Below are 19,027 nucleotides of genomic sequence, written 5' to 3'. Positions count from 1 at the left end.
GATGGCGCCTCCTATCATCGCGCCGGGGCCGTGCGCGAGCTCGCTCAGGAGCTGTCGATCACCCTCCAACCGTTGCCCGCCTATAGCCCAGACTTCATGCCGGTGGAAGCGCTGTGGCGATGGTTACGCGAGGAGGTCACCTACCATCATTGTCACGCCACGGCCGAGGAATTGGTTCAACGGGTCAACCACTTTGTTCACACCATCAATGCCGATCCCTTCGCCATCGCTGACCGACTCTGGACCAAAACTACGCTCGATCCAGAGGAAGAGAAATTACGCATCCCGGCCTAGTCGAGGTTTAACAGCTCGCGGTTCTCCACTGATTTTCAAGGGCTGGCGGCTATGTTGGCGCCTATGGGATCGCGCCCGGTGTCTCGGGTGAACTTCTCCACAGCCTGGAGGTCGAGACCGAGTCAAGGCTATTGCTGACCAGCGATGGCCTGCTGGAAGCGAGCGATCCGAACGGTCGGCTCTTCGGCCTGGAGCGATTGACGGCGGCCTACACCACCCTGCTGGAGCGTCAGGGGCCGCTCGAAGACCTGCTGGACGCGGTACGCTATCATCGGGGCCGGAATTCGCTCGAAGACGATGTGCTCATCCTGGAGCTGACCCTATAGAGGAACCGTCATCGATGAAACAGGCCGGCGATACCCATCCACCCCGGCACGGAGTCGAGCTGCGAACCCTGCTAGCGATCGACGACGACCCCATGACCCTGTCGATCATCGACTCGGCCCTGCGCGCAGAGTTTCGCATCCTGGCCGCGCAGGACGGCGAGCGCGGTCTGCATCTGGCCAGGCTCGACCCCGCGCCGGATCTGGTCCTGCTCGACCTGTCCATGCCCGGTCTGGACGGCTACGCGGTCTGCCGGACGCTGCGTGAGCATCCCGCGACCCGGCAGGCGCCGGTGATCTTCCTGACCAGCCACAACGACGAGTTCTGCGAGATCCGCGCCTTTGAGCATGGCGCCACCGATTATCTGTCCAAGCCGGTCGGACCCAGGCAGCTCCAGATTCGGGTGCGCGCCCATCTGGCCTTCGCCCAGAACCAGCGTCTGCTCGAGCAGCGCGTCGCCGAGCGCACCCAGGAAAACGAGCGTCTCCAGCAGGATCTGCTCGACAGCCTGGGGCGCGCGGCGGAGTTCCGCGACAACGAGACCGGCCTGCATGTACAGCGCATGAGCCACTACAGCCGCCTGCTCGCGCGTGCTGCCGATCTGGACGCCCCGACCACCGAATTGCTGTTTCGAGCCGCGCCCTTACACGACGTGGGCAAAATTGGGATTCCGGACCGGATCCTGCTCAAGCCGGGGCCGTTGACCGACGACGAGTTCGACCTCGTCCGCCGGCACCCCGAGATCGGCGCCGCGATCCTCGGCGGGCGCGAAAGTGCGCTGATGTCCCTGGCGCGCACTGTCGCCCTGACCCATCACGAACGCTGGGACGGCAACGGCTATCCGCAGGGATTGGCCGGTGAATCCATCCCGCTCGCGGGCCGGATCGTCGCGATTGCGGACGTCTTCGATGCCCTGACCTCGGAGCGCCCCTACAAGGCCCCCTGGTCGACGGACGAAGCGATCGACTGGATGCGCGAACAGCGGGGCCGGCATTTCGACCCCCGACTGCTCGATCGCTTCCTCGCCATCGAGCCCGAGATCCTGGCGATCAAGCTGAAGTTCGCCGATCAGCCGTCTCCGGTGTGACATCGGGCGGGTTTGCCCGCTCGCGAAAGATCCGCCGTGCCTCCTCGAAGCGATACTGCTCGATCAAGGCCATGAAGTGCGCGTAACCGGATGCCTCCCCGCCGAACCAGTCACGTAGATAGGCCCGATTGTCGACACAGACATCCCGGAGTCGCGTATCGCCGTGTTCCAGCAAGGCGGCGATCAGCGCGTGGCGATCGCCGGCCTGCTCCGGGTCGGGACGCGCGCCAAGGTCTCCGTCGCCGGTCTCATCATCAGCCAGATGCCAGGACTCCAGAAAGGCGTTCACACCGTCCAGCACCGTCTGGAGTTCATCGAGCATCGGGTGCAACAGCGCATCGAGACTTGCACGCTCACCCGCCTCTGCCGCCTGCTCGACGCGCTCGGCGTGGGCGTGCAGGGCGTCGGCCCCCAGCGTCTTGGCCACACCCTTGAGCGTATGGGCCTGGAGACGCAGTGCGGCCTCATCGGCGCGTTCCAGGGCCGCCGGCATGGTTTCCCGCCCCTGCGACTGTAGACTGACGAAGGTCGTCAGCAGCTTGAAATAGAGCAGACCGTTGCCGCCGAGACGGTTGAGTCCCTTGCGCACCTTGATGCCGGGCAGATCGACCCGGCTCCAGTCCAGCTCGCCCTCGATGAGCTGGAGCCGATCGCTCGCGACCTCCTCGAACCGTTCGGGATCCAGCGAGCGGAATGGGCGCGGATGCGCGGGGCGGATCCACTTCAGCAGGGTTTCGAGCAGATTGCGCATGTTGATCGGCTTGCCGACATGATCGTTCATGCCGACCTGGAGACTGCGCTGACGGTCCTTGAAGAAGACACCCGCTGTCATGGCGATGATCGGCAGGGCGTCCGGGTCGTGACGACGGCGAATGATCTCGGTCGCCTCCAGGCCGTCCATGAGCGGCATCTGCACGTCCATGAGGACGCCGTCGAACGCGTCCTCCTCGATCGCCTCGATCGCCGCGAGACCATTGACCACGACGCGCGTCTCGATGCCGACCAGCGCCAGCGCCTCGGTGGCGACCTGCTGATTGACCGGATTGTCTTCGGCGAGCAGCAATCGCGCACCGGACAGCTGCTCACGCGCTCCCAGACGCCGGATCAAGACCGCCCAGGATGGGTCGTCGGACTTGCGCTCCAGCCGCGTCGCGCGACTCGGGGCGCCGAACAGATCCTGCAAGGCGTTGAACAGGGCCGAGAGATGCAGCGGCTTCATGGCATAAGCCGTATCCGTCATGCCGTCGAGCCGGTCGAGTTCACCCCGGTCGCGGGCGAACACGTTGACCACATAGAGCACCAGGACGCGCCTGTCGCGACCGGTCGCGCGCTCCTCATGCGTGCGCAGTGCGCTCACCAGGCGGGGACCATGGTGCGCGAGCCAGGCATCGTCGAGCATCAGCAGACAGGTGCCGGCGTCGGCCTCCAGGTCGCGCGCCCAGTCGAAGGCCGTAGCCGCCTCCGCCGTCTGTTCGGCCTCGAAACCCAGGATCGAGAGCAGATGCGTGGCCGTCGCGCGCATCAGGTCATGTTCGATCCAGACCAGGGTCGGACAGCGCCATTCTCTAGGCAGCAGCCAGGATGTCGGCGGCCCGATCTCGGCGCGACTGACCGGAACCTCGAAGTAGAACAGACTGCCCTTGCCCGGCGCACTCTCGACGCCGATCTCGCCGTCCATGGCATCGACCAGTCGTTTGCAGATGGCGAGTCCCAGCCCGGTTCCCTCGGAGAAACGCCATCCGTTGGCGCGAATCTGCTCGAAGGGTTGGAACAGCTGCCCGATCTGCTCCGACCCCATGCCGATCCCGGTATCGCGCACCGAGACGCAGAGGTCGAGCCGATCGTCCGGCAGTTCGCGGTAGGTGAGGCGGATCTCGATATCGCCTTGATCCGTGAACTTGATGGCATTGCCGACCAGATTGACCAGGATCTGCTGGAGGCGGAACGGATCGCCGATCAGGGCGTCGGGCAGTCCGGGATCCTGATGGATCACCAGTTCGAGCTGCTTGGCATAGGCCCGCTGGAAGGTCGCGTTGAACAGATTGCCGATGACCTCGCCGAGCGAGAACTGGACCCGGTCCAGTTGCAGCCGTCCCGCCTCGATGCGTGAGAAATCGAGGATGTCGTTGATGGTCGACAGCAGCAGTTGTCCCGACCCCCGGATGGCCTCGACCCAGTGACGCTGCCTGCCATTGAGCCTGGAGCCACGCAACAGCTCGACCATGCTCAGCACGCCGTTGAGCGGGGTACGGATCTCGTGGCTCATGCTGGCCAGAAAGGCGCTCTTGAGTTCGCTGGCCTGCTCGGCGGCCTCCTTGGCATGGCGCAGATCACGCGCGAGCTTCTGATCCGTGACGTCGCGGATCATCAACACGATCTCGTCGGCGACCAGTGGAAAGATGTGGCAGTCCAGCCAGTGGGCCTGACCGGAGCGGATCAGTGGAAACTCATCCATGTGTCTGCCGACGCCCTGCTCCAACACCTCCTTCAGGGCCGCGTGGAGTTCCGGGGACTCATGGGTGTCGATCACCTCGTGCAACCAGGCGACCGAACGTCCGGCGATGTCCAGGACGGCGAACTGGCGGCATTGGGCATTGATCGCCTCGATGTGAAAGCCGTCCGGACGATGCGAGAGCACCATGGCGGCGCTGATCATGTTCTCGAACAGTCCACGGTAGCGGATCTCGCTCCGCTTGATGTCGTCGTTCAGCGGGTCCGGCGTCACGGCGCGCCCTCGGTTCGGGTGATGGAGGTGCCGGGACAGTCGATGCCGGCTCGACACTCGGAACCGGCCCAGTCCAAGCAACTGAAGCCGGTGAGTGAAGCACAGCGTTGTGAAGATTGCGTGAACACAGCGGATCCCATCCAGGCGCGCAGTCGACGCCGGCCCGATTCTGCAGCGACTCTGAACCGACCGAGCCAAAACCCTGCCGCTCACGCCGACGGCGGTTTATGATTCAGCTCTTCGTTCTCGCACAGACATAGGCCGGCCCGTGAATCGATCGAACCACTCCCACCCCGAGATCCCCAACGTACCCATGCTGGCCTCGGAACGCCGCGCCGCCGCCGGACTTGCCGCCATCTTCTCGACCCGCATGCTCGGGCTGTTCATGGTGCTGCCGGTGCTGGCGCTCTATGCCCACGACCTGCCCGGCGCCACGCCACTGCTGGTCGGACTGGCGATCGGCGCCTATGGCCTGACCCAGGCGCTGTTCCAGATTCCGCTCGGCCTGCTGTCAGACCGTATCGGACGCAAGCCGGTCATCTATGGTGGGCTGCTGCTGTTTTTGATCGGCAGTCTGGTCGCGGCCCTGGCCGATAGCATCTATGGGGTCATCCTCGGGCGCGTGCTCCAGGGCAGCGGCGCGATCGCGGCGGCCATCATCGCCCTGACCGCTGATCTCACGCGCGATGCGGTGCGTACCAAGGGCATGGCGGCGATCGGGATCAGTGTCGCCCTCTCCTTCGCGGCCGCACTGGTGGTCGGACCGCCGCTCACAGGGCTGATCGGGATCTCGGGACTCTTCTGGCTCACGGCCCTGCTGGCGCTCGCCGGAATGCTGCTGCTCGCCCAGATGGTGCCCGATCCCGAGCACTCGAAAGTGCATCGCGACGCCCAGCCGGTGCTCGACCAGCTCGCCGGCGTGGTGCACGATCCGACCCTGATCCGGCTGGATCTGGCGATCTTCATGCTGCATCTGACCATGGTCAGTCTGTTCGTGGTGCTGCCGCTCTCGCTGCGCGAGGCCGGGTTGCCGGTGACCGAGCACTGGACGCTCTATCTGCCGGCGGTGCTGGTGGCGATCCTGGCCATGGTGCCCTTCATCGTGCTCGCTGAACGGCGCGGCCAGGTGCGCTCGGTGCTGATCGGCTCAGTGGCAACGCTCGCGCTCTCCATGCTGGGTTTCTATCTGTTCAATCAGACGCTGTGGCTGGTCGGCGTGCTGCTGGCCGTGGTTTTCACCATCTTCAATCTGCTGGAGGCGGTGCTGCCCTCGCTGGTCTCCAAGGCGGCGCCGGCCGGCACCAAGGGCACGGCCATGGGCGTGTTCTCCAGCTCGCAGTTCGTCGGCGCCTTTCTCGGCGGACTGCTCGGCGGCCTGGCCCATGAGCAATTCGGGGTCGCGTCAGTCTATTTGGTCGGGATGCTGACGGCGCTCGTCTGGCTCCGGTTGGCCTGGAGTCTGCCGATTCCGGAGAATCTGAGCCGTCATGTCCTGACGCTCGGCGCGTCAGGCGCTATGCTCGATGTTTCCAGCCTGGAGCAGCGTCTGCTGGCGGTTCCAGGCGTCAAAGAAGCCGTGATCGCACTCGACGAGGGCGTGGCCTATCTCAAGGTAGACAGCCGTCAACTCGATTGGGCAAGATTGCAGACGTTTTCGGCGGCCAGGATCTAGCCTGATCGGCTCGATCGATTGGTCGCCTTTATCTAGATCGATAGCCGGCACTCGCACGAGGTCGGTGGGAGTAGACAGATGGCGACACGCGGTGTCAATAAAGTGATCCTGATCGGCAATCTGGGCGCCGATCCCGATGTCCGCTACATGCCCAGCGGCGATGCCGTAGCCAATGTGCGCATCGCCACCAGCGAGTCCTGGAAGGATCGCAATACCGGCGAGACCCAGGAACGCACCGAATGGCATAACGTGGTCTTCTTCGGCAAGCTCGCCGAGATCGTCAAGCAGTATCTGCGCAAGGGCTCCAAGATCTATGTCGAGGGCAAACTGCGCACGCGCAAATGGCAGACCCAGGACGGCCAGGATCGCTATACGACCGAGGTTGTCGTCGACATCGGCGGCACCATGCAGATGCTCGACGGTCGGCCGGGTGGCGCTTCATCGGTGCCCTTCGACGAGGCCCCAGCCGCATCAGCCCGTAGCTCCGGCGGCAGCAGTGGCGCTCGCCCAGCCGCGCCGGATGCGAGCCAATCAGCCACACCAGATCGCGGCAGCTTCGGCGGTGGGTCTGATTTCGACGACGACATTCCGTTCTAGCCCGCCAGCCGAGTTAGGCGATAACGTACCGTCGACTCGGCTGAACCCTGCTGTACTTGCGAGCGCTGAAGCGAGGTGTCGAGCAGTTCGCGACGCGCCAGTTCCAGTTTTCCAAGCTGGGCGGCTTTGCCCGAAACGCCACCCTCGCTGTGCTTGATTTGTTCGATGGCGTGCAGTTCTTTCTCGATGCGCTCGGCCTCGCTCTTGGCATCGAGCGATTGACTCCGCGCCTGACGCTGTAACTGCGTCGTGTCGATCTGCGCCGGGTCATAATATGGTCTTTCAATCGCGCCGAAGCGCTCGCCCACAACGGGGAACACACCAACCATGCGCATGAATCTGCCCGTCACCGCCACCGAGCATGTGATGCGTGACGATCAACTGATCGTCTCCAAGACCGATCTCAAAGGACGGATCACCGACTTCAACCGAGATTTCGTCGATATCAGCGGCTTCACCGAGCAGGAGCTGATGGGCGCGCCGCAGAACATCATCCGTCACCCCGACATGCCGGAAGCGGCCTTCAAGGACATGTGGCAGACCATTCAGTCGGGTCGCCCCTGGACCGGGTTGGTGAAGAATCGCTGCAAGAACGGCGACTTCTACTGGGTCGAGGCCAATGTCTCGCCGCTACGCGAAAAAGGCCAGATCACCGGCTATATCTCAGTGCGCCGCAAGCCTGCGCGCGAACAGATCGCCGAGGCCGAAATCATTTATGCGCGACTGCGCGCCGGCAAGCCGGCGCAGCCGCTGTTAGCGCGGATCGCCGCCAGCATCAACGACATTCATATCCGCTGGGCTTTGCCGGGCGGTCTCGTGCTCATCTCTGCGTTTTTCATCCTGGCGCTCACTGTCTCGCTCATGAGCCTGAATCGCGCCGCCGGTCAATTGCAGCACATCAACGATGAAACGCAGATCCTGGAGCAGTCCTATAACGGCATGCTCGGCGAGGGTTTGCAGATGGCGGCCGCCATGCGCTATCTGCTGCTTGAACCCAGCGACAAACAGGCCCGCAACAACGTCGAAAAAGCCAGTCAGCAATTCGCTCAGCATCTGAAAACGGCGCGCCGGCTCTCGGCCAATGACCGCGAAGCACTCCAGGTACTCACACGCATCGAGCAGGAACGCCAGCGCCACAGTGAAATTCAGGGCCAGGTATTGATCCAGATCAGCACCGGCAATCTGATCGGGGCCAAACAGACCTACGACACCCAGGACAACGTCGTCTGGCGTGCGTATAAGGTACTGATCCTCGAGGCCGCTGCCAAGGTCACACGCGCGGCCCAGGCCGAGCGGAACACCGCCATCGCCGCCGCGAATCTCGCCGAACTCCAGGCGCTTGGCCTCTCGCTGCTGGCACTGGTGACCGCCATCCTGCTCGGCATCTGGCTGGTGCGTAAGATCACCCGCCCGCTGCGCAAGACGCTCGGCTATCTGGAGGCACTCTCCAACGGCGACTACAGCAGCCGCATCCTGGCCGACAACAAGGACGAACTCGGCGAGATGATGCTCGCGGTCAAGTCGGTACAGGCCCGGCTGGACTTCGACATCCAGGATGCACGCCGGATCGCCAACGAGAATCTGCGCATCCGCGCTGGACTCGACAATGTGACCCTGCCGGTGACCATCTCCGACGACCGCAGCCAACTGGTCTACCTCAATGCCGCCGCGCAGCACCTCTGGCAGTCTATGGAAGCGGACGTTCGCCAGCGCCATCCGGGATTCTCGGTCAAGGGCATGATCGGTACCAGCCTCGCGACCTACTTCGAGGACCAGACGGTCGCCGAGGTCTATCGCGGCAAGCTGGAGCAGACCCGGCATTTCGACATGATCCAGTCGCGGCGCAATCTGCGCATGACCGCCACCCCGATCAAGGGCGAGGACGGTCAGTATCGCGGCCGCGTGACCCAGTGGGTCGATCGCACCGCCGAGGTCACAGCCGAGCGCGAGATCGCTGAACTCATCCAGGCCGCCGCCAACGGCGACTTCAAGCGCCGCATCGAGCTTCAGGGCAAGGACGGCTTCTTCCTTCAGCTGAGCGAGGGACTCAACCGGCTGATCGGGATCGTCGCGCAGGGACTGTCTGACGTGGCGATCGTGCTCAACGCCATCGCTTCGGGCGATCTCAATCGCACCATCGAGGCCGAGTACAACGGCACCTTCGGTCAGGTCAAGGACGACACCAATACCACGGTGGCGCGCCTGCGCGAGGTCGTGGGACGCATCCTGGAAGTCTCGGACGCCATCTCCACCGCCGCGGGCGAGATCTCTGCGGGCAATTCCGACCTGTCGACACGCACCGAGGAGCAGGCGGCGAGTCTGGAGGAAACGGCCAGTTCCATGGAGGAAATCAATGCGACGGTCAAGCAGAACGCCCAGAACGCCGATCAGGCCAACCAGCTCGCACAGAGCGCCAACACGATCGCGGCGCGCGGCGGCGATATGGTGCAGCGTGTCGTCGATACCATGAGCAGCATCCAGGAGTCGAGCCGACGGATCGCCGACATTATCAGCGTCATCGACGGTATCGCTTTCCAGACCAATATCCTGGCGCTCAATGCCGCTGTCGAGGCGGCACGCGCCGGTGAGCAGGGACGTGGCTTTGCGGTAGTCGCCGCCGAGGTGCGCAATCTGGCCCAGCGCAGCGCCCAGGCGGCCAAGGAGATCAAAGAACTCATCACCGACTCGGTCAGCAAAGTCGAAGGCGGTGCGCAACTGGCCTCTCAGGCCGGCACGACAATGTCCGAGATCCTCGACAGCTTCCGTCAGGTCACCATCCTGGTCGACGAAATCACCGGCGCCTCGCGCGAGCAGAGTACAGGCATCGAGCAGGTGACCAAGGCGGTCGCCCAGATGGATGAGGTCACGCAACAGAACGCGGCCCTGGTCGAACAGGCAGCGGCGGCCGCTGAGAGTCTGGAGGATCAAACGCGAGTGTTGGCCCAGACGGTCTCGATGTTTAAGCTCAGCGGAGCGGGTTCCACGGGTTCTGCGTCCGCGCGCGCGCCGGCTCGGGTTCAGCCGCGTTCCAGCGCGACCCAAGCGGCGCAAACGATAGGCGCTAAACCCAAGGCCCCCGTCAAAGCGGCCGCGTCCTCACTCGCCAAGCGACCCAAGTCGACACCGGCCGCTGATGATGGGGAGCAGTGGGAGGAGTTTTGATCGAAGTCGACCCAGTGAAAGCCTCGGCTAGCAACATGGTCGATCGCGGATCCATGCGAGGAGCGCGATGACCGCGTCGAGGTGTGGTGGACTCAAACCGGACTCAGCACAAAGAACAAGGGCCTAGCCTTGCGGCTAAGCCCTTGTTGTGTTTGGCTGGGGAACTAGGATTCGAACCTAGATTAGCGGAGTCAGAGTCCGCTGTCCTGCCGTTAGACGATTCCCCAGGAAAACTGTCTCGAAGCGATCAGCGCTTGGAGTACTGCGGACGCTTACGCGCCTTGTGCAGACCAACCTTCTTACGCTCGACTTCGCGTGCATCGCGAGTCAGGAAACCGGCGCGACGCATGGGGCTGCGCAGTTCCTCATTATACTCGACCAGCGCACGGGCGATACCGTGACGGATGGCACCAGCCTGTCCGGTGTTGCCACCGCCGCGAACCGTGACCTTGATGTCAAGGCGGTCGAGCAGGCCGGCGGTTTCGAGCGGCTGACGCACGACCATGCGTGCGGTCTCGCGGCCGAAATACTCATCCAGCGGACGATTATTGACGGTGATGGCGCCCGATCCCAGCGACAGGAAGACCCGTGCGGCGGAGGTCTTGCGACGACCAGTGGCGAGTTGTGTCTCCGACATGAGTCTGATTCCTAAACGTTGAGTTCGAGGACTTGCGGCTGCTGGGCCTGATGTTCGTGATTGGGTCCGGCATAGACGCGCAGCTTCTTGAACATGGCGCGACCAAGCGGTCCACGGGGCAGCATACCCTTGACGGCCAACTGGATGGCGCGCTCAGGGGCGGTCTGCAACAGCTTCTCCAGGTTGGTCGACTTGAGGTTGCCGACATAGCCTGTGTGGCGATAGTACATCTTGTCCTGGAGCTTGTTGCCGGTCACGCGGATCTTCTCGGCATTGACGACCACCATGTAGTCGCCTGTGTCCACGTGCGGGGTGTATTGCGGCTTGTGCTTGCCGCGCAGGCGGCTGGCCAGCTCGCTCGCCAGACGGCCCAGGGTCTTGCCATCGGCATCTACCAGGTACCAAGCGCGGCGAACCTCGGCGGGCTTGGCGCTAACAGTCGTCGTCATGTTCCATCGCTCCGGGAGGGCCGCGCGCGGTAATCAGCGCGCTGGCCGTGTAATCGATTGTCCGCTTCGGGAAAGACCGCGAAATATACGCGATCAAATTCGGGAGCGCAAGCCCCTGATAACCTCATGACGCGATCTCATGCTGGACCGCACACCCGCCCGCTCGGGAGAGGGGATCGTTCAGGACGCGCGCGCTGAATCAGGCAGCCGCAACCGCTCGACCACGCGCCCGGCCTTCAGATGCTCGCTCAGGATCTCTTCCAGATCCTGCTCGTTGGCGTAGGTATACCAGATCGCATCAGGATAGACGACGATCGCGGGTCCATCGACACAGCGTCCCAGACAGCCGGCGGTATTGACACGCACGCCATTGGGACCGGACAGCCCCTCCTCCCTGGCTCGACGCTTGAGATAGTCGCGCATGGTAGTGGCGCCGGCCTGGTCGCAGCATTGGCGACCGTCCTCGCGGCGGTTGGTGCAAAAGAAGATGTGATGACTGTAGTGCGCCATGATCGATCTCGGATCGCCGGGTGCCGACGAGTCAGGAGAGTGGTTTAGTCGGAATAGCAGTTTATAGAGTACCATGCGAATCGATGCGTTCAGGGCGCTATTCGTATCGCCCCTGCCGCGCGTCCGCTGCGGTCCGTCAGGCCCTTCGACTGCCCCCCATCATTCCACCGCTAAGAAGCCGTTTTGAATACTCAGGTTACTCCGTCGGCCGCTCATCATGCGTCCCGGCACGCCAATCAATCCCTGCTCCAACTCGCCGATCAGTGCGTCAAGTGCGGACTCTGTCTGCCGCATTGCCCGACCTATGCCAAGACGCGCCACGAGGCCGACTCGCCGCGCGGACGGATCGCCTTGACCCAGGGCTGGCTGACAGGCCAGTTGGCGATGACGCCGACCTTGGCCGCGCATCTCGACGGCTGTCTGCTCTGCCGTGCTTGCGAATCGGCCTGTCCGTCGCTGGTCGCCTACGGGCGTCTGCTCGACGGTGTGCGGACCAAACAGGCGGCGGAGGCGCCGGCCTGGCGGCGGTTCTGGACGCGACACTGGCTCGGTGCGCTGTCGAGCGCGCGGATCATGGACGTGCTGGGACGGCTGGCCGTGCTCTATGTCAGGACGGGCGCGGCGCGATTTGTCGAGACCGCGCGTCTGATCCGGTTCCGTGGCCTCGCCGCGCCTCACCGGCTGTTCAAAACACTGGCCATCACGGCCCGTCGGATTGCGCCACAGGCGCCCGAGCCGGCCGATCTGGATCTGTTCGTCGGTTGCTCGGGCGCGAGCGCGCAAGGCGGGGCGCTCGCGGCAACCCGGATCGTCGGCGAGGCGCTTGGCCTCAGCGTGCGCATCGCGTCCGAATCGCTCTGTTGCGGTGCCATGCAGCGTCACAATGGCTTTGCGGAAGACGCCGACCGCGCGCGGGCGCAGTGCGCGCAGGTCTATGGTGATCGTCCGCTGGTCGGCGTCTCCAGCGCCTGTATCGCTGAGCTGCGCGAGCATCCCGAGCTGGCCCGGACCTGGGAGGTCTGCGACTATCTTGACCAGCGCGACTGGCCGGACACACTGAAGATCGCTCCACTGGCGCGGCGCGTGCTGGTGCATGAACCCTGCTCGCACCGACGTCTGCTCGGCGGCAATGCCGCCGTCTATCGGCTGCTGGCGCGGATTCCGGGTCTGGAGGTCGCGCCGCTGCCGGACAACGCGCGCTGTTGCGGCGCCGCTGGAACCTACCTGCTCCAACAGCCGACGATGGCCGCCGCACTGCTCGATGACAAGTTGCACCACATCCGCGACTTGAAGCCGGATATCATCGTAACCACCAATCCGGGATGCGCGCTGCATCTGCTCGCCGGGGTGCGTGAGTCGGGTCTCGACATCGAGGTCTGTCATCCGGTCGAGCTGATCGCGCGCCAACTCCCGTCCTCCTCCATCTGATTCGCGAGTCTTCAATCCATGATGAACACTCAGCACGACAGCCGCCGTTATACCTCAGTCGATCACCTGCTCATCAGCGCCGACCAGGCCCTGCGCACGGTGTTTGGCCGTCCGCGCATCACCGAGCGTAAGAATCCGTCCGCCGATTTGATGGAGGCGGATCTGCGTGAGGATCAGCGCCAGCATGTGGCGCGCCTGATGCGTATCAACCACACCGGCGAGGTCTGTGCGCAGGCGCTCTATCAGGGGCAGGCACTCACCGCCAAGCTGCCCGAAACGCGCCAGCGTCTGGAGCGCTCGGCCAAGGAGGAGAACGATCATCTGGCCTGGTGCGAAGAACGGCTGGAGGAACTGGGTGATCGCAAGAGTCTGCTGAACCCGTTCTGGTATGCCGGCTCCTTTGCGATGGGAGCGCTGGCCGGGCTGGCGGGCGACAAATGGAGTCTCGGCTTCGTGGTCGAGACCGAGCGTCAGGTCGAGGATCATCTCGACGAGCATCTGGACCAGATTCCGGCCCATGATGAAAAAAGCCGCGCGATTCTGGAGCAGATGAAGGCGGACGAGATCCATCATGCTCAGATCGCCAAGTCGGCGGGCGGGACCGATCTGCCCGCGCCCATCCGTCAGGCGATGAAGCTGACCTCGCGCATCATGACGCGGACAGTCTATTGGGTTTGAGCACTGAATCGTCCAGGATTTCAGCGTGTTCGCGCTCGACATGTGCTAGACAGGCCGATTTCCAACTGCGAAATCGCCTGTCCAGACACCGTTGTACGGCTCAGTAACGCGCGGTTTAGTGCTCTTTCCTGATCTCCGCCTTGACATCCCCAACGCCGGCCTGGATTTTTCCAGCGTCTTTTTGAAGCTTTCCTTCCACTTCCAGCGATTCGTTGCCGGTGATATGACCGGTGACTTCCTTCACTTTGCCTTTGGCTTCTTCGTAGCGACCTTTGACCTGTTGTTTGTTCATGTGTCTGTCCTGTCAATGAATTGACATCACCCTAGCGTGGACTGTGATTCCCAGCACTTGAAGAGAAACATACGCGCACCACGGCTCGCGGTCGGTTCGGCAACACACATAGACGCGCCTTTTTCTTTTGTGCGTTACCGAACCGACAGCCACGACCGCGTCGGTCACACTCACAAATAGAGTGAGATTCAACGACACTGACTTGACGCCTGTGACCAAGTGCTCGGCTTGAGCGCGAGTCCGCCAAGTGAGTCCTGACGCTGTACGGTGGAGGCACCTTCGATGAGCCAATGCGCAACCGTTATCGGGGCTTCGGCCGCTGACCGACTCGCTCGCCTGATTCAGAAGCGCGTCTTCGGCGACCGGGTCAAGATCCCGCTGGAAGTTCGCCTGTGGGGTGGCCGCACCTATCGCTTCGGCGACACCGAACCGGCGGTGAATATTCTGGTGAAGGACCGTCCCAGAACCCGCCACCATCGGCCTCTTCGGCATCGGCCTAATCGGTTTCGTCGCGGTCCGTCGCCGCAAGTCCTTGTAGTCGAAAAGCCGTCGATCCAGGTCGTTAACGAACCCTTCAGCGCACCGGCCCACATCCCCACTCTGCCGCTCGCGTCGGTGAGGTAGGTGCGGCGGAGCTCAACGAGGCCATGGACATCATGCCAAAAGGGGAGCGCTTCAACAGTATCACGCACTTGATCGGTGCGGCCTTCGCCCTCGCCGGTGGCACGGCACTCGTGACCTTCGCCGTGATGGCCGGCGATGCCCGCGCGATCGTGAGCGATAGCCTCTACAGCTTCACCCTGTTTCTGCTCTATCTGGTCTCCACCCTCTATCACAGCCTGGTCGGGGCGGCGAAGCGGGTCTTCCGGGTGTTGGACCACCAAGCCATCTACCTGCTGATCGCAGGGACCTATACCCCTTTCGCCCTGCTCGGACTCAAGGGCGCGCTGGGCTGGTGGTTATTCGGGGCGATCTGGGGATTGGCGGCGCTCGGGATCGTTCTGGATGCCTTGCCGCGCCAGGGACCCAGGGTCTTGCCCGTGGTGCTCTATCTGTTCATGGGATGGCTCTGTATCTTGGCCCTGAACCCGCTGCTGGCCGCCCTGCCTCCGGCCAGCTTCCGCTGGCTGCTGGTGGGCGGGATCTTTTATACCTCGGGCATCCTCTTCTATGTCCTCGACCATTGGTACCCCTGGTCCCATGGTGTCTGGCATTTGTTCGTGCTCGCCGGCAGCGTGAGCCACTATGTCGCGATTCTGCTGCTGTTGTGACCGGTACGAGGCGCGCTCGCCGGCCACCAACCGCAATCAACGGGACGCAACACCTGGTTCACAACACCATCCGGTTCGACGTTGAATGCCGGTTTCGTGCTCATGGGTATACTCCTGTCGCGCCAGACTTATTCTTGATTTTCGGTCCGTGTCTGAGCCTGCGGGCGTCCCTGCCCGTTCTGATGTCCCGCCAATACCCTGTCACACCCTGGTTATTGCGTGCCACTTCTGACGTCCTATCGAGACTGCTCTGTGGCCACAACAAGGATTACTGACAGGGTCATGGGCATGTAGGCATGCTTCTTTTGCATGGTTGACTCCCCAATGGGTTTGTCAGGAGCCGTGGCGATGCACGGCAATGCGTCGTCGTTCCTAGATATAGCCCATCAGGAACAGAATCAGGACGATGATCAGGATAGTCCCGATCACGCCGCTCGGCGCATAACCCCAACTGCGGCTATGCGACCAGGTTGGAATGACCCCCACCAGGATCAGAAGAAGAACAACGAGCAAGATGGTACCGAGTGACATGGCCATACTCCTATTCGCAAAAACGCGTTAAACGAAAGGGCATTCCAGGATGGAACGCGTTCATCATGTCTTAGCTGTTTTTCTTGATCTTCTTCTTGGCATCACCAATGTCTGCCTGAACCTTGCCGGCGTTCTTTTGGAGCTTTCCTTCGACTTCCAGCTTTTCGTTGCCGACGACATGACCAGAGACTTCCTTCACTTTGCCTTTGGCTTCTTCGTAGCGACCCTTGACCTGTTGTTTTTTCATCTGTCTGTCCTGTAAATGAATTGACTCATCACCCAGCGCGGAATCTGACTCCCAGCGCTGCGGAGAACAATACGCGCGCGATGGATGGGCAGTCGGTTCGGCAACGCACATAAGGGCTTTCCACGCGCGGTGGCGAAGCGTTCGCTGGAGGAAGGAGGGTTGAGCGGACTGGTGTCGGTGGCACTGACGGCTGCCGGCGCATTAGGATCCGACGAGCATTAAAGACGAATTGAACGAAAGCGCCCAATGAAATCCGCGCTTGTTTTCATGCCGCTCTGTGCGTCACCGAACGGAACCCGCGCAAGATCCCGTCTAGGCTCCTGGCTGTCGTTACGGACGGATCGATTCACCGACATGGTCGGATTCGACCGACCGACACGACCGCTGTGGCTGTGTCAGGCAGATTTTGTCTTTCAGCCATGCATCCATTTCAACGCGACCGACAGGACATGACCATGCACAAGATCCAGCACAGGCTCCAAAACCTCCTTTTGATGGCGGCGGCCACCCTCTCGCTGATCGCGATCGGCAGCCCGGCGATGGCGGCAACGGCGGAAGACCTCAATCACGATGCCACTCAGGCGTTGCAGCTCTTGTATAAGACCAGTCCCGATGCCGCGGCGCTGGCCAAGCGGGCCAAGGGGATCCTGGTGTTCCCGAATGTCGTCAAAGCCGGACTCGTCTTCGGCGGCAGTTATGGTGAAGGCATGCTGACCAAGGGGGGCACGTTCGCCGGCTACTACAACTCCGTCTCCGCGTCCTGGGGCTGGCAGGCCGGCGCCCAGTCCTACAGCTACGTCGTCTTTCTCATGAGCGACGATGCCCTGACCTATCTCGACAAATCGGAGGGCTGGGAAATCGGTGTCGGGCCGACTGTGGTGGTCGTGGATGCAGGCGCGGCCAAGAATCTGTCATCGTCCACACTCCAGGATGATGCCTACGCCTTCATTTTCGATCAGACGGGACTCATGGCCAGTCTCAGCATCGAAGGGACGAAGATTACGCCGATCAAACGTTGAGCTGACGGCGGGCAGTCGCTGCCCGCTGACACGCTGTCCAAGACCGTTGGGGTTCCGCTCCCCAACGGGACTTGGCGACAATGATTTCCAAGTGTCACCTGGAAAAGCGTTCAAACTCAGCAAGCGCCAGACGAAGGTGAAACCATTCTTCAAGTCGAAGAAACACCATCACAAGAAGCTCGATGAAGGCGTTGAGGAACTCAGCAAGAGCTGCAACGCATGCACTACGTCTCCAAGCGCTATGCGATCCTGCTCATCTTTCAGGCAATGGACGCGGCCGATAAGGACGGGGCCATCCGGCATGTGATGTCCGGCGTCAATCCGCAGGGCTGTCAGGTGTTCAGTTTCAAGCAACCGAGCACCGAAGAGTCATGCCTCCCCGTTGAGGTTTGAGAGCGACACGCCGCGATGCGCCTGAGTGATAACAATTTTTGCCAACTCGATAAGGCGCGTCTTGGCGGACTACCGAGCGAGATGCTGCGCACATTATCCAATGCAGTTGCTGTCGAATCTGAAGGAGGCGCGCGAGCGTCTGAACCAGACGCCGGAGAACACCTCGCGCCCGCCGAGCAGCCCGGCGTCGTGGGAGCGAGGCGGTCAGAGCCCGGCACTAATTTAGAGAGCATTCCACCGAAGTAATCCTAGCTTCAAGACGTCCTCCACTGGCAACCCTGAAGCCGGGACTTAGAATGACGTCCGTGCCCGCTTCGAAGGTCACCTTAGCCCCATCTAGGATGTTGACCTGAGCCGCCCGTATCCCAGCCTCCGAACGATAGACGAAATCGCCATCGCGATCTCCGTTGGGAACATTAAAGGTTGCAACCGCGCAGATATCCGTGCCTTCGGAATCACAGACATCACCGATGTCATCGCTGTCCGCATCGGCTTGGTCAGGGTTGTAGGCGAGCGGACAGTTGTCCTCGACATCCGGAACACCGTCTTCATCTCGATCCGAGAGCGGGTCGCTCTCAAGCGCGAAGTCGATGACTTGAGTTTGGCCCACCACGAGATCGATAACTTTGATCTGGTCCAGGTACTCCGTCATTGATGCTTTAACGGACACCAGGCCAGCTGGCACCGACTTCAACGTATAGTGGCCATCCATCTCCGTTTGTGCCTGGCTGCCGCCTAGCACCTCCACCTGAGCACCCTCGATTGGATCACCAGTTTCGGCATCAGTCACGACACCTGCAATGATGCCGGTACTCGCGAACGCCCCTGGATTCAGAAGGAGCTTAACGAAATCGATCGCAAAGCCGTCACCGGCCCCCGTTGTCGGATCATCGAACAGTAGCTCAAGCCGCCCTGATCGCACCAGGTCGAGGTACTCGGTCGGTATCTGAAAAGTAATCAGCTTCCCGATTGGTCCAGTCTGGACAAGCGAGTTGACGACTGCCTCCAACATCGGGATACGGACGCCATTGAGAGTGACTTGGAACTGCGAGCAGAAGACCTGTGACTGGAAGTCGTCGACGAAAATCTGCAGCGCAGCAGAGGAGAGCGAGATTTCCGCAATGGCATCAGCATATTCCAGCGTGATGGCAACCGGCTCATTATCGGGCCTGGCGGTTGTGCTCGTGTATCCATCATTCCCACAAGGGGATGAGCCACTATAGCTATAGCTCGAAACGACCATGACCTGGTCAGTCCCGAGGGAATCGTTCGGATCCGTTGCCCAAGGATAACCGTGGGGCGGCGTGCTGTTCCCGGAGAAGGGGTTGAATCCGGCCGGCCATCCAAATCCGAGGTTGTCGATGTCGCCAACCCGAATCATCCAGTCCGCTTCAGGGGTATCGCCCAGCGTGACTCTCTGCAACTCCCAATCCCCGTCATTTGGGGTTACGCCCGAAGCCGTACTTGCGACTGGAGCCGAGAACCCGGCCGTCGCCACTCCACCGTCGAATTGGACCGAAGCCGATTGGGCGATCAGGCTGCCATCCGCGACATCCCCCACAATCAGGTAGCTCAACCCAAGCTGACGCACTTCGCCAGGCTCAAGCGTCCCAAGCGCCCAGCTCACGGACTCGCCCGCGCCGCAATCGACTCCGGGGCACGTGCCGTTGCCCTCTACTCGGATCGACCCGTTCACATTCCACACTTCATG

At 62.2% G+C, this 19,027-nt stretch carries 21 protein-coding genes and 1 tRNA gene; 12 read left to right on the top strand and 10 right to left on the bottom strand.

Annotated elements, in window-relative coordinates:
- From GJ668_RS17765 to GJ668_RS17755, 3 genes are all read left to right on the top strand, one after another.
- Nucleotides 1-294: transposase (locus GJ668_RS17765; RefSeq protein ID WP_186343029.1), on the top strand; the 294-nt coding region annotated here is incomplete at its 5' end.
- A gap of 68 nt (nucleotides 295-362) precedes the next feature.
- Nucleotides 363-620 carry a SpoIIE family protein phosphatase gene (locus GJ668_RS17760; RefSeq protein ID WP_343032243.1) on the top strand — a complete coding sequence of 86 codons (258 nt, stop codon included), beginning with the start codon at nucleotides 363-365 and terminating at the stop codon, nucleotides 618-620.
- Nucleotides 621-634: 14 nt separating this feature from the next.
- Complete coding sequence (locus tag GJ668_RS17755; RefSeq protein ID WP_155451451.1) at nucleotides 635-1,705, top strand: HD-GYP domain-containing protein; 1,071 nt, start codon at nucleotides 635-637, stop codon at nucleotides 1,703-1,705.
- Here GJ668_RS17755 and GJ668_RS17750 read toward each other — a convergent pair.
- The gene (locus GJ668_RS17750) at nucleotides 1,668-4,430 is read right to left on the bottom strand and encodes an ATP-binding protein (protein WP_155451450.1); all 2,763 of its coding nucleotides are present in this window, start codon (nucleotides 4,428-4,430) and stop codon (nucleotides 1,668-1,670) included. The genes GJ668_RS17755 and GJ668_RS17750 overlap by 38 nt on opposite strands.
- Before the next feature lie 313 nt (nucleotides 4,431-4,743).
- Between GJ668_RS17750 and GJ668_RS17745 the strand changes: the two genes are divergently transcribed.
- Nucleotides 4,744-6,102: an MFS transporter gene (locus tag GJ668_RS17745; protein ID WP_155451456.1), complete on the top strand. Its 1,359-nt coding sequence runs from the start codon at nucleotides 4,744-4,746 to the stop codon at nucleotides 6,100-6,102.
- A gap of 78 nt (nucleotides 6,103-6,180) precedes the next feature.
- Nucleotides 6,181-6,699, top strand: coding sequence for a single-stranded DNA-binding protein (gene ssb, locus GJ668_RS17740; protein WP_155451449.1), 519 nt, complete (start codon nucleotides 6,181-6,183; stop codon nucleotides 6,697-6,699).
- Here the strand turns inward: ssb and GJ668_RS20175 are convergent.
- Nucleotides 6,696-7,007 carry a hypothetical protein gene (locus GJ668_RS20175; protein ID WP_186343181.1) on the bottom strand — a complete coding sequence of 104 codons (312 nt, stop codon included), beginning with the start codon at nucleotides 7,005-7,007 and terminating at the stop codon, nucleotides 6,696-6,698. The genes ssb and GJ668_RS20175 overlap by 4 nt on opposite strands.
- Before the next feature lie 19 nt (nucleotides 7,008-7,026).
- Here GJ668_RS20175 and GJ668_RS21005 point away from each other — a divergent pair, with 19 nt between their 5' ends.
- Entirely contained in the window at nucleotides 7,027-9,861 is a 2,835-nt protein-coding gene (locus GJ668_RS21005; RefSeq protein ID WP_155451448.1) for a methyl-accepting chemotaxis protein, read from the top strand.
- 153 nt (nucleotides 9,862-10,014) lie between these two features.
- On the opposite strand, the gene GJ668_RS17725 is transcribed toward GJ668_RS21005, so the two are convergent.
- The 4 genes from GJ668_RS17725 to GJ668_RS17710 all read right to left on the bottom strand — a co-directional run bounded on the left by GJ668_RS17725 (nucleotide 10,015) and on the right by GJ668_RS17710 (nucleotide 11,457).
- Nucleotides 10,015-10,088: transfer RNA gene (locus GJ668_RS17725), tRNA-Gln, on the bottom strand.
- A 20-nt stretch (nucleotides 10,089-10,108) separates the two neighbouring features.
- Nucleotides 10,109-10,498 (bottom strand): 30S ribosomal protein S9, encoded by a 390-nt coding sequence (gene rpsI, locus GJ668_RS17720; RefSeq protein ID WP_155451447.1) that lies wholly within the window; start codon nucleotides 10,496-10,498, stop codon nucleotides 10,109-10,111.
- 11 nt (nucleotides 10,499-10,509) lie between these two features.
- Nucleotides 10,510-10,947: a 50S ribosomal protein L13 gene (gene rplM, locus GJ668_RS17715; RefSeq protein WP_155451446.1), complete on the bottom strand. Its 438-nt coding sequence runs from the start codon at nucleotides 10,945-10,947 to the stop codon at nucleotides 10,510-10,512.
- A 180-nt stretch (nucleotides 10,948-11,127) separates the two neighbouring features.
- Nucleotides 11,128-11,457, bottom strand: a complete 330-nt coding sequence (locus tag GJ668_RS17710) for a (2Fe-2S) ferredoxin domain-containing protein (RefSeq protein ID WP_155451445.1) — start codon at nucleotides 11,455-11,457, stop codon at nucleotides 11,128-11,130.
- A 183-nt stretch (nucleotides 11,458-11,640) separates the two neighbouring features.
- Here GJ668_RS17710 and GJ668_RS17705 point away from each other — a divergent pair, with 183 nt between their 5' ends.
- Nucleotides 11,641-12,885, top strand: a complete 1,245-nt coding sequence (locus tag GJ668_RS17705; RefSeq protein ID WP_155451444.1) for a (Fe-S)-binding protein — start codon at nucleotides 11,641-11,643, stop codon at nucleotides 12,883-12,885.
- Nucleotides 12,886-12,903: 18 nt separating this feature from the next.
- Complete coding sequence (coq7, locus tag GJ668_RS17700) at nucleotides 12,904-13,563, top strand: 2-polyprenyl-3-methyl-6-methoxy-1,4-benzoquinone monooxygenase (RefSeq protein ID WP_155451443.1); 660 nt, start codon at nucleotides 12,904-12,906, stop codon at nucleotides 13,561-13,563.
- 115 nt (nucleotides 13,564-13,678) lie between these two features.
- On the opposite strand, the gene GJ668_RS17695 is transcribed toward coq7, so the two are convergent.
- Entirely contained in the window at nucleotides 13,679-13,855 is a 177-nt protein-coding gene (locus GJ668_RS17695; RefSeq protein WP_155451442.1) for a CsbD family protein, read from the bottom strand.
- Nucleotides 13,856-14,137: 282 nt separating this feature from the next.
- On the opposite strand from GJ668_RS17695, the gene GJ668_RS20720 reads away from it, so the two are divergent.
- Entirely contained in the window at nucleotides 14,138-14,479 is a 342-nt protein-coding gene (locus GJ668_RS20720) for a hypothetical protein (RefSeq protein ID WP_246194969.1), read from the top strand.
- Nucleotides 14,480-14,511: 32 nt separating this feature from the next.
- On the top strand, nucleotides 14,512-15,126 hold the full coding sequence (gene trhA, locus GJ668_RS17680; RefSeq protein ID WP_155451455.1) for a PAQR family membrane homeostasis protein TrhA: 615 nt from the start codon (nucleotides 14,512-14,514) through the stop codon (nucleotides 15,124-15,126).
- A 372-nt stretch (nucleotides 15,127-15,498) separates the two neighbouring features.
- Here trhA and GJ668_RS17675 read toward each other — a convergent pair whose 3' ends face one another.
- Together GJ668_RS17675 and GJ668_RS21310 are read right to left on the bottom strand one after the other, a co-directional pair.
- Nucleotides 15,499-15,657 carry a DUF3309 family protein gene (locus GJ668_RS17675; RefSeq protein WP_155451441.1) on the bottom strand — a complete coding sequence of 53 codons (159 nt, stop codon included), beginning with the start codon at nucleotides 15,655-15,657 and terminating at the stop codon, nucleotides 15,499-15,501.
- A 70-nt stretch (nucleotides 15,658-15,727) separates the two neighbouring features.
- A complete protein-coding gene (locus GJ668_RS21310) occupies nucleotides 15,728-16,015 on the bottom strand; it encodes a CsbD family protein (RefSeq protein WP_425482508.1) in 288 nt (95 codons plus the stop codon).
- 344 nt (nucleotides 16,016-16,359) lie between these two features.
- Here GJ668_RS21310 and GJ668_RS17665 point away from each other — a divergent pair, with 344 nt between their 5' ends.
- On the top strand, nucleotides 16,360-16,923 hold the full coding sequence (locus tag GJ668_RS17665) for a lipid-binding SYLF domain-containing protein (RefSeq protein WP_155451440.1): 564 nt from the start codon (nucleotides 16,360-16,362) through the stop codon (nucleotides 16,921-16,923).
- A gap of 219 nt (nucleotides 16,924-17,142) precedes the next feature.
- A complete protein-coding gene (locus GJ668_RS20365) occupies nucleotides 17,143-17,316 on the top strand; it encodes a hypothetical protein (RefSeq protein ID WP_155451439.1) in 174 nt (57 codons plus the stop codon).
- Nucleotides 17,317-17,533: 217 nt separating this feature from the next.
- Here the strand turns inward: GJ668_RS20365 and GJ668_RS21130 are convergent.
- The coding region (locus tag GJ668_RS21130) for a carboxypeptidase regulatory-like domain-containing protein (protein WP_222930811.1) at nucleotides 17,534-19,027 on the bottom strand (1,494 nt) is incomplete at its 5' end.

Origin of the sequence: Allochromatium palmeri, from assembly GCF_009720725.1 — a bacterium.
GTDB lineage: Bacteria > Pseudomonadota > Gammaproteobacteria > Chromatiales > Chromatiaceae > Thermochromatium > Thermochromatium palmeri.
Note: the sequence above shows the minus strand (reverse complement) of the source record. Positions and strands in the feature narration are given on the sequence as shown.